Origin of the sequence: Citrobacter sp. NCU1, assembly GCF_010231475.1 — a bacterium.
Taxonomy (GTDB): Bacteria; Pseudomonadota; Gammaproteobacteria; order Enterobacterales; family Enterobacteriaceae; genus Citrobacter_D.
Genome location: NZ_NRDO01000047.1, coordinates 1 through 10,414, shown reverse-complemented (window position 1 = coordinate 10,414; position 10,414 = coordinate 1). Strand labels below are relative to the sequence as shown.

At 51.0% G+C, this 10,414-nt stretch carries 7 protein-coding genes and 1 pseudogene; 4 read left to right on the top strand and 4 right to left on the bottom strand.

Translation table 11 applies throughout. The annotated features are described in order from the left end of the window. Nucleotides 1-388: 388 nt before the first annotated feature. Both CJP72_RS16590 and CJP72_RS16585 read right to left on the bottom strand, forming a co-directional pair. Nucleotides 389-751 (bottom strand): YcgJ family protein, encoded by a 363-nt coding sequence (locus CJP72_RS16590; RefSeq protein WP_162382452.1) that lies wholly within the window; start codon nucleotides 749-751, stop codon nucleotides 389-391. 183 nt (nucleotides 752-934) lie between these two features. Further along, the gene (locus tag CJP72_RS16585; RefSeq protein ID WP_162382451.1) at nucleotides 935-2,911 is read right to left on the bottom strand and encodes an alkyl/aryl-sulfatase; all 1,977 of its coding nucleotides are present in this window, start codon (nucleotides 2,909-2,911) and stop codon (nucleotides 935-937) included. A 357-nt stretch (nucleotides 2,912-3,268) separates the two neighbouring features. Between CJP72_RS16585 and CJP72_RS16580 the strand changes: the two genes are divergently transcribed. Then, nucleotides 3,269-4,885 (top strand): mechanosensitive ion channel family protein, encoded by a 1,617-nt coding sequence (locus CJP72_RS16580; protein WP_162382453.1) that lies wholly within the window; start codon nucleotides 3,269-3,271, stop codon nucleotides 4,883-4,885. Nucleotides 4,886-4,890: 5 nt separating this feature from the next. Here CJP72_RS16580 and CJP72_RS16575 read toward each other — a convergent pair whose 3' ends face one another. Further along, nucleotides 4,891-6,279, bottom strand: a complete 1,389-nt coding sequence (locus CJP72_RS16575) for a diguanylate cyclase (RefSeq protein ID WP_162382450.1) — start codon at nucleotides 6,277-6,279, stop codon at nucleotides 4,891-4,893. A 375-nt stretch (nucleotides 6,280-6,654) separates the two neighbouring features. Here CJP72_RS16575 and CJP72_RS16570 point away from each other — a divergent pair, with 375 nt between their 5' ends. Together CJP72_RS16570 and CJP72_RS16565 are read left to right on the top strand one after the other, a co-directional pair. Continuing rightward, on the top strand, nucleotides 6,655-7,284 hold the full coding sequence (locus CJP72_RS16570) for a winged helix-turn-helix transcriptional regulator (RefSeq protein ID WP_162382449.1): 630 nt from the start codon (nucleotides 6,655-6,657) through the stop codon (nucleotides 7,282-7,284). A gap of 177 nt (nucleotides 7,285-7,461) precedes the next feature. Beyond that, nucleotides 7,462-8,067 carry an outer membrane beta-barrel protein gene (locus tag CJP72_RS16565; protein ID WP_162382448.1) on the top strand — a complete coding sequence of 202 codons (606 nt, stop codon included), beginning with the start codon at nucleotides 7,462-7,464 and terminating at the stop codon, nucleotides 8,065-8,067. A 60-nt stretch (nucleotides 8,068-8,127) separates the two neighbouring features. Here the strand turns inward: CJP72_RS16565 and CJP72_RS16560 are convergent, their stop codons facing one another. Further along, on the bottom strand, nucleotides 8,128-8,517 hold the full coding sequence (locus CJP72_RS16560) for a hypothetical protein (protein WP_162382447.1): 390 nt from the start codon (nucleotides 8,515-8,517) through the stop codon (nucleotides 8,128-8,130). Between the two features lie 381 nt (nucleotides 8,518-8,898). Here CJP72_RS16560 and CJP72_RS16555 point away from each other — a divergent pair. Then, a pseudogene (locus tag CJP72_RS16555) lies at nucleotides 8,899-10,414 on the top strand (alkyl/aryl-sulfatase); the annotation flags it as partial.

Sequence of the window (10,414 nt, the reverse complement as noted above, 5' to 3'; positions counted from 1 at the left end):
CTCGAAAATCGATGAGACGTTGACGGCTGACCGGGTCCGCCCGCAGGGACGCGGGCGGAGGGGGCGGCCTGCAGGGATGCAGGCTCGACCCCGACCCGAAAGGCAGACGGCATAAGGCGAATGTATCGCGAAGCGACGATTTTCCTTGCCGGGAGCCAGGGTTGCAAGGGAGGCGGCGGTGAGCCTCCCTTGCACGTTCACAGGGAATGTGGCGTCAGAGAAGCAGTGAACATAAGGTGAACATCACCCTTTGCCAGAGTGACAGGTTCTCCCTAATTTCTTAACTGACCAGCATTAGCACCTGTGTGCCGGTTTTTTCGTCTGAAGGGTGCCTTTAATCAGAATGGCTTCCGGCAGAGTAGGACGGAGATGAACTGCCGCCTTCCCCTCACTTCCCGAAAAGTAGCGCGGTATATTTCGTTGAAATGGCGCCGCTACGCTTTCCGTCTGCGCCGTAGTATCTGTCTTCGCGGCATAACCGTTCTTTGATATCGCAGAAAGTACCGTTGGCAAAGGTAAACTCGGACGTATCAAATTCCCCCTGTGAAAACAGTCTCTTTGCCGCTTTTGCACCGAGATATTTTTCGGTCTTCTCACGGGAAACGCCCTTCGTGCTGTCAGCGCAAATATATTGGTCACACAGCACGCCCGCTTCTGGAGAATGGAGAGCGGCGGGTTGCTTCGCGCTGGCGGATGTCACCCCTGCTGCCAACAGTAATGGCAGAGAGTATGAAAGAATGTTTTTATTCAATGGAGTCGCTCAGTAAGTTGTTGGGAGCGTTAAGTCTAATCTGAACAATACTGCGCTGCCAACCGCTTATCCGGGCACATCCCCACCGATACCGGGGGAGGAGGGCGTAGCCATTCCCCTAACTCACGACAGATAAATCGTCACAAATACCCCCGCGATGTGTTCGCGGGGGTATTGATGGAGTTAAGGCGTGACGATGTTGAACCAGAACTCAAATTTATCCATGTAGCCGAGCATAGCGTCGAGCTTGGCGCCATCGCCGGTTATCTTCACGTCGCCACTATCCTGCGCCTGTTTCAGCGTCACTTCCTTCAGGATAATTTTGTTCAGCGTGTCGCGATTCAGTGCAATGGTCGCGTCGGCCTCTTTCGCTTCGGCATTGGCGGTGTGGTTCAGCACGCCGTTTTCCAGCTCCAGCTTGTATTTGCCGCCGTCGCTGCCGAGGTCGATGTTGAACACCGACTTCGCATCACCGGCTTTCTGACCGTTGATATGTACCGCCAGATAATCAAAGAACATTTCCGGGGTCATCGCACGTACGGTATCCGGGCTGGCGGTGTTCGGGGTCGGGCCTTTCACCACGCCATTACGCAGCTCCTGCGCGCCGGTCAGGTAGAAGTTACGCCACGGGCCGGACTCGGCCTGATAGCCCAGTTGTTCCAGCGCATCCGCTTCCAGATTACGCGCATCCTGGTTATTCGGATCGGCGAACACCACTTTACTCACCACCTGCGCGACCCAACGGTAATTACCCTGGTCAAAGTCGGTTTTCGCTTTTTGCAGGATGGCGTCCGCACCGCCCATGTACTCGACGAATTTCTTCGCCGCTTCTTCTGGCGGCAGTTCGTCCAGGGTGGCCGGATTGCCGTCAAACCAGCCGAGATAGAGCACATAGGTGGCTTTCACATCGTGGCTGACCGAACCGTAGTAACCACGATTCGCCCACGTATGCGCCAGTGAATCAGGCAGTTTAAAGTTGGCGGCAATCTCATCGCGGGTCAGGCCTTCGTTAGCCATGCGCAGCGTCTGGTCGTTGATATAACGATAGAGGTCACGCTGGCTCTTCAGCAGTTTGACCACATTCTCGTTACCCCACGTCGGCCAGTGGTGCTGGGCCATCAGAATTTCTGCTTTATCGCCCCAGCGAACAATCGCTTCGTTAATGTATTTTGACCACGGCAGCGGCTCGCGAATTTTCGCGCCGCGCAGCGAATACGTGTTGTGCAGGGTGTGGGTCACGTCTTCTGCGGATTCAATGAGTTTTTTCTCTTCGATAAACCACAGCATTTCTGAAGGCGCTTCTGAGCCAGGCGCCAGCATAAAGTCATAGGTCAGGCCGTCAATGACCTCTTTCTGGCCATCTTTCTCAATGATATTGGTCGGCGCAATCAGCGTCACCGTACCGGCAGAGGTGGTGGTCCCCAGACCGGCACCCACCTGGCCTTTGGCATCCGGCTTCAGCAGGTTGCCGTACATATAGCTGGCGCGACGACTCATCACATTGCCGGCCATAATGTTTTCTGCGACGGCGGCTTCCATAAAGCCAGCCGGCGCATACACTTTCACTTTACCGGATTTTACATCGGCTTCATCGACCACGCCGCGTACGCCGCCATAGTGGTCAACGTGGCTGTGCGTGTAGATCACCGCGACTACCGGTTTGTTACCGCGATTTTTAAAGTAGAGATCCATACCGACTTTGGCGGTTTCCGCAGACACCAGCGGGTCGACGACGGTAATCCCTTCTTTCCCTTCGATGATGGTCATATTCGACAGGTCAAGGTTGCGGATCTGGTAGACACCGTCAGTGACTTCAAACAGCCCGCTGATATTGATCAACTGGGCCTGACGCCAGAGGCTTGGGTTTACCGTATCAGGCGCCTTTTCCCCTTCTTTAATAAAGGCATATTGCTGTGGATTCCAGACCACGTTCCCCTGTTCGCCATGAATAATGTCGGAAGGAAGGGCGGCAATAAAACCTTTGTGGGCGTCGGTAAAATCAGTGTTGTCGGAGAAAGGGAGCTGGTTGTAGAGTTGTTCGTTGGCTTGCTTAGTGGCGGCAGTGGCATCCCTGGCGGCGGTGTCGGCATAGGCTGGAACAATGAGTGTTGTTAACAAGCCTGCCAGGGCAAGCCCTCTGGCGATGGGTTTTAGTCTCATTATGATTCTCACATTTTTTAGGTTTAGTGATGAATATCAGTGCGATCCCTAAAGTTACATTCTGTAACCCTCGGAATTAAATATAACCCGTTGTTAACATTCAGCCAGTTAATCCATATAAATAATTAATTTGATAAATTTCACTTAACATTTCGATTGATCTATCAGGATTAAAACATCATCGGCGGGGGGATCGCATCGAAAAAGGAGTGAACAAAATCGGGCAACGCTGAAATGTGAAGCATATAGGGAGATGAAAAAGCACCAGGCTGGTCTATGCTCAAAAAGGGTAATGGCGGCCTCAATTTTTTTGACGCTATGAATAATAACGATAATTACACATTTTGGGTGGTGGTGATGAACAGGATGCTGCTCGCACTTTTGGCGTGTTTTATGGTCATTCTGGCGCTCCCTTCCCGGGCGGCGGAACCCCGACAGCAGCCCACAGAGCAAGAACGCGCGCGCACAGTTTACATTTTTCATCAACCCATCGTCATGTTGCAGGCAAAATTTGGCCTGACCACGCCAGAAGAACGCGTTCTGCGTATCCACAATACATTGCGTAATTTTACCCAGGCGGACGTGCGTGAGCCGTTGAAAATTGTACCCGTCACGCGTTATCACCAGCAGGGACGGCTGATCGTGATGAACGGTAAGCCGGTCATGTTGTTGGCACAAGGGGATCTGGATGAAGGGGACGACCTGACGCTCGACCAGGCGGCACAGCGTGTACTGGCGCGGATGGAGATCCAGCGCACCTCGTTGCGCGACCAGTATGACAGCGGCTGGCTTGCCCTCGCCGCCGTGAAAACCGCGGCGGGTTTATTGGGGCTTGTGCTGTTCTGGTACGGCGCTTACCGCTCCTGGCGGTGGGTACGCCGACATTATCGACGTAAAATTTTCGAAAACCGCAGTTGGATCCCGCAAAACTGGCGACGTTTTATCGGTGCGATTGAAACCCGGTTATATGCGTTATTGATGATTTTGCTCGGTATTCTGGCGTTCTATGTCTGGCTAAGCTGGGTATTCAGTCTGTTCCCGTGGACCCGGGTGTGGGGCGAATCGCTGGGCGACTGGTCAGTGCGGGTGGTCAGGGAGATCGCGCTGTCGATTGTCTCCGCATTACCAGGATTAATGATTGTCCTGCTCATCTTTGCCATCACCGCGCTTATTTTAAAACTTCTCAAGGTGATCCTTAATCAAGTGGAAGCCGGGCGATTGACGTTGCCTGGCATTCACCCTGAAACGGTCGGCGCGACCCGCAAGCTGATCTCCGTTGTGGTGTGGCTGTTTGCACTCTCGGCGGCCTATCCTTTTCTTCCCGGTGCGAATTCACTGGCGTTTAAAGGCATTAGCGTCTTTTTCGGTTTAATGCTCACACTGGGTTCTGCGGGGGTGATGAATCACGCCATGAGCGGGCTGGTACTGATCTATTCACGTGCGCTGCGCAAAGGTGATGTAATTCGTATTGCCGATAATGAAGGACTGGTGAGTGAAATTGGGATGCTGGCCACTAAGATAATCACCCGGGAAAACTACGTCGTGACGGTTCCCAATGCTGTCGTGGTCAGTGGCAAAATTACCAATCTCAGTGCGCAAAATCCGGACAGCGGCGTCAACTTAACCGTGGGCGTCACTATCGGGTACGACACCCCCTGGCGTCAGGTACATGCGATGCTTGAACTGGCCGCCAACCGCGCCAAAGGCATCGACCATACGCAGCCACCGTTGGTGCGCCAGCTCAGTTTGATGGACTGGTATATCTCTTATGAGCTACAGGTTCGTCTGCAGCCCGATGAGTCGCTGGCAGCCGCCCGCGATGCCTTGCATAGCAATATTCAGGACGTTTTCAACGAATTTAATGTGCAGATCATGTCGCCAAACTTTGTGATGCAACCGAAAGGGGCGGTGATGGTGGCGAAGGAAAACTGGTACGCCTCACCGGCCATGCCGCCCGAAAAATCAGAAGCATAAAGGGGCTATCGACGATAAATTTCCACGCGATTACGTCCGTTGCTTTTTGCGAGATAGAGCGCCTGGTCCGCCTTCTCAATCAGCTGTTTGTAGTCCGGGTGATAATCGTACTCGGCGATGCCAATGCTGGTGGTGACCGAGAAGGTTTCCAGCGGTGATGCCGAAATCTGCAGAGCGGCAATTTTTGTTCGCAGCGTTTCCAGAATGATACTCGCCTGCGACACCTCGGATTCGACAAGCAGTACCATAAACTCTTCGCCGCCGTAGCGGAAAACGTAATCGCTGCTGCGGATATGTTCGTAAATCACAGCGGCAACATTTTTGAGCGTGATGTCTCCGGCATTATGCCCGTAGCGATCGTTGATCTGTTTGAAATAATCAATGTCGAGCATGGCCAGCACGAACGGTTTACGCGAATGCAGCGCAAGGGAGATTTCGCGGCGCATAATGGTGGGAATAAAGCGGCGGTTCAGCAATTGCGTCAGCGAATCTTTGCCGTTTTCTTGTTTCACCAGCTCTTCAAACATGGAGGCGAGGAGGAAGTGGATTTGCGTGGATAACTGGCGAATATCCTGGAGCAAACTCATCTGTTCTTCTGCACAAGGCTCCTGGCCATTCAGTAACGCCTGATGCAGCTTACTGTCTATTTGCTGTATCAACTGCTCCATCCCGGAAAGTAGTTTTCCGTTACCGAGAATGTGTTTCCCCTTGTGCGATAACCACATACCAAAGTCAGATTTCGACAAAAAGATCAGCTCTTCGACAGGCAAGCCCGTCGCAATATTGTAGATAAACTGATTCTCCCAGTCGGTCAGGGAGCGGATCTGGCGTTCCCGCTCGACGTTGACATCATCGTAAATCGTCAACAGGCGGTACTGTTCCTGGGTGTTCATGGAATTTTGGTAATTGGGGGAGTAAGAGACGGTTATCGCCTCTATCGCCGTGTCCATTGCCAGACTGCTAAAGCAGATGGCATCGCTAAGTACGGTCGTTGGGTAGACGGATTTTGCCTTCAGCAGGCGGTAAAGCTCGTCTTTCAGTCTGCGCGCGCCACGGGCGACCAAATCTATCGGCAGGCCAATCCGGGCGTGAACGACGCCGATATCGCGCTGTTTTGCCAGCAGTTGGTGGAGATCTTCCTGCGCGCTTCCCAACACGCTGCGTAACCAGTGAAACATGCTGTGGCTGAGTCGGGTTGCCACCTGTTCGGTATTGAGGAACAGCGCGCTCTCGGCGTGTGAAAGCATATAGTCATAAAAGACAGTAACCAGATGACGAATCTCCTCGTCGGTTAACGAGGTCAAAATTTCGTGAACCTCAGGGGAGGTTTGGCGTAGCAATGCCTGCCATTCTGTAAGGAGTAATTCGTCGTTACCGGGTTCTGCCTGTTCCATCTTTCCGCCGCGTGTCAATACCATTAAAGAGTGAGGTGCGTATTACGAGGAATTTCAGTGCGATGGTCAAGCTAAAGAGTCAGACACAGGCGCGTTGAAGCACACATTGTCTATCGTTTACGCACTGCACTGAAAGTATAGAGGATACTGGCACGGGAAGCGTACAGTTGCTGAACAGAAGCCCTTCACGGTGATAGCATCAAACGGGCAATGGGCACCAGCGGTGTATCAGGGATTATTTAAAAATAAACGTAAAGCGCATTGCAGGATATTATTTTCTTAACAAGAATATTCTGTTTAATATCAGTTTGTATTTTTTAAACGTTAAGAGATATAGTTTACAACACCCCCTGGCGTAGACGGTCTGGTATTCGTATGCATATTCATCCACCTGTACAACCCGATCAAAGTATTGCGCGTTTAACCGCAGTACTGAAACCGTTGGCAGAAAAAATGAAGGTGATCCCCCGTAAGCGGATTACGTGGGATTATCAAGGCCAGTCACAGCTCTATCTGTTCATTGAAGGCGAACTCTCAATATTGCGGGCCTCGGATGGGCTTCTGATCGCCACACTGTATGATCCTCATCTTTTTGGGCTTGCGGAGATGATTCAGCCGGTTCGGGGGCATATTTTGCGTGCCGAGCAGGATTCAACGATCCTCCGGGTTGACGCGCAAAAGGCCGCTGACGTGTTTCGCCGGGAGGGATTATGGGAGGATGTCGCCGCGTTGCTCTCGTATCACTCCGCGTATCTGTTTTATCGGGATGCATTGATTGTACAGCAGGGCACCTATTCCGTGATTCGAAGCCACTTGCAGGAGATGATTTTACTGCCGGAGGAGACCCGAATGAGAATCTCGATCCTCGAGTATATTCAGGAGAGAACCCACCTTTCTCGCAGCAGTGTATTGAATGTGCTTTCTGCATTAAAGCAGGGGGGGTACATAGCCTTTAAACGTGGTGGCTATTTGACGGAGTTGACAGATTTGCCTGAACGATTTTAATTTCTCGGCAGTAACGGAAATTTTATTATTCTCAGCGCGTTATCTCGCGCATAAATACTTTGTCCAAAAATAAATAAGTTTATGATTACCCCAGTGCGTGTTTTTATTTATATTTTCTGCGTCTTATACAAATGCACGCGATCATAGAGATTGCAACACGTTAATAATGGGATATTTATGAAAAAGACGCTTGTCGCTTTAATTATTGTTAACGCGGTTACTGCATCAACCGCATTTGCCGCCGCGGACACCGGAACCTGGTATGCCGGGGGGAAATTTGGCTGGTCGCACTATTTTGATACCAGCAACAGTAAAAATGGGGGAAATAGTTCATCAACGGATTTCGATTTTAATCATGATAATGTCGGTGGCGGTGTGTATACCGGTTACCAGATTACCCCGTGGCTGGCTGTCGAAGGGGGGTATGACTATTTGGGAAATATGGGCGTTGACGGTCATCACGGCGCTTCTGGCGCTAAAATGAAGAGTCAGGGGTTACAGCTGTCATTAAAAGCCAGTTATGGTCTGAATGATAACTGGGATATTTATGGTCGGGCGGGGGCGATGGGCTACCGTGCTGAATCTGATATCAGTGGTAAAAATCGCTTTGAAACTGGCGTGCGGCCGTTAGTGGCGGTCGGGACGGAATATGCTTTCAATCAAAACCTGGCCGGTCGCATGGAATATCAGTGGGTGAGTAATGTCGGGAACGAGAATCAGATTGGTGTCAGCAGCGACGTCAGTTCTCTGAACGTCGGTCTGACGTACCGTTTTGGACAATAATACGAGAGCCGTCATCATAAAACCCGATACCGAATGTGTCGGGTTTTGACCCTCTACGGGTTATGACACTGACTGGAGTGTCTTCGAAATCTCCTGCAATCCTTGCACATTTTTTTCCGTCAGATAGTTGTCGTTCAGATAGCCAAATTGCTCCAGTTTTGTCAGCGCGGCGTAGACTCGCGCTGTCTCACTGTGGGTGTCAAAAATATCTTTTCTATTACTCCGTTGCAGATACGTCTGTTTAAGGTTCGTCGTTAACGCGCTTATTTTTTGTTTATTTTGCTGGTGTAGCGACAGCAACATGGCCGTGCCTGCCTGAGCAGGCGCAGTGTCTGGTGCAATGACGGGAACGGTCAGGGCATTTAATTGTTGCACGGTGTCCGGCGAGTGAGTACTGCATGCGGTGAGCAGGCTCAGACTGAGTAAAATAGGAAAAATGTGGATTTTCATAAAATATAACGCTCCTGGTGAATAACAGGAAGGCAATTATCCTGTTCATCTTTTGTCTGGCGAGGAGATATTTGTTTAATTTTAAATTATGTCCGGTGAATGTTTAAAATTAAACAAGTTGTGTTGAGCAAAATAACGGAGCAAGTGATAACCTGATTTCAGTTATCTACACTACGACATAAGCGTTGAACGTTGTCGAAAATATTTAATGTTATTGAGCTGTTTACTCTTTAGCGCGTTACAGCTCGTTTAAATATCTCTATTTAAATATTTGCCTGGCAACAATACGCTGGCAAAGAGGCAATTATGAAACTGAATAAAATTGTTGGTTATATGGCGATGGCAGGGGTGTTATCGACGTCAGTTTTCGCATCACCCGTGATGGCAAACGACGCGCCGAAGGAGGCTACGTCGTCGACGAAAGCCGCTAATGAAGCGCTTTATCGTCAACTGCCCTTTTCAGATAACACTGACTTCGCGAATGCGCATAAAGGGTTTATCGCACCGCTGCCTCAGGATGTTATCAAAGGTGAGAAAGGCAATGTTGTCTGGAATCCGCAGCAATATGCGTTTATTAAAGAAGGGGAAAAAGCGCCTGATACGGTGAATCCCAGCCTCTGGCGTCAGGCTCAGCTGATTAATATTAGCGGCCTGTTCGAAGTCACCGACGGGGTATATCAGATCCGTAATCTGGATCTGTCAAATATGACCATCATCGAAGGGAAAGAGGGGATTACCGTGGTTGATCCGCTGGTTTCCGCAGAAACCGCCAAAGTCGGTATCGATCTCTATTACAAAAACCGTGGCAAGAGACCGGTTGTCGCGGTGATTTATACCCACAGCCACGTTGACCACTATGGCGGCGTGCGCGGCGTGGTGGATGAAGCCGATGTGAAGTCCGGTAAAGTGAAAGTGTATGCACCTGCTGGTTTTATGAAAGAGGCGGTTTCGGAGAACATTATGGCCGGCAATGTGATGAGCCGTCGCGCCAGCTATATGTATGGCAATTTGTTGAAGTCCAATGAAAAAGGCCAGGTGGGCGCAGGTCTGGGGACCACCACCTCTGCCGGTACGGTGACGCTCATTGAACCGACCAATATCATTGAGAAAGACGGCCAGAAAGAGGTCATTGATGGGCTGACCTATGACTTTATGATGGCACCGGGTTCTGAAGCGCCTTCTGAAATGCTGTGGTATGTCGAAGAGAAGCAAATGATTGAAGCCGCAGAGGATGTGACTCATACGTTGCACAATACGTATTCACTGCGCGGCGCGAAAATTCGCGATCCGCTGGCCTGGTCGAAATACATTAATGCCGCCATTGAACGCTGGGGTGACAAAGCGCAGATCATTATGGCGCAGCACCACTGGCCGACATGGGGTAATGAGAATGTCGTTAAGTTGATGAAAAGCCAGCGCGATATGTATCGCTACATCAACGACCAGACGCTGCGTATGGCCAATAAAGGGCTGACCCGCGATGAGATTGCCGCCAACTTTAAACTGCCGGACGGGCTGGCGCACTCGTGGGCAAGCCGTGGTTACTACGGTTCGGTCAGTCATGATGTGAAAGCCACCTATGTGCTCTATCTCGGCTGGTTTAACGGCAATCCGGCATCGCTGGATGAACTTCCTCCCGTAGAGGCGGCGAAGAAATATGTTGATTACATGGGGGGGCCGGATCAGATCCTGAAAAAACCAAAGAGGATTACACGCAGGGGAATTATCGCTGGGTGGCCCAGGTGGTGAGTAACGTGGTGTTTGCCGACCCGCAGAATGCCACGGCGCGTAATCTGGAAGCGGATGCGCTGGAACAACTGGGCTATCAGGCCGAGTCCGGCCCGTGGCGTAATTTCTATCTGACCGGCGCACAGGAGCTGCGTGATGGCGTGGTGAA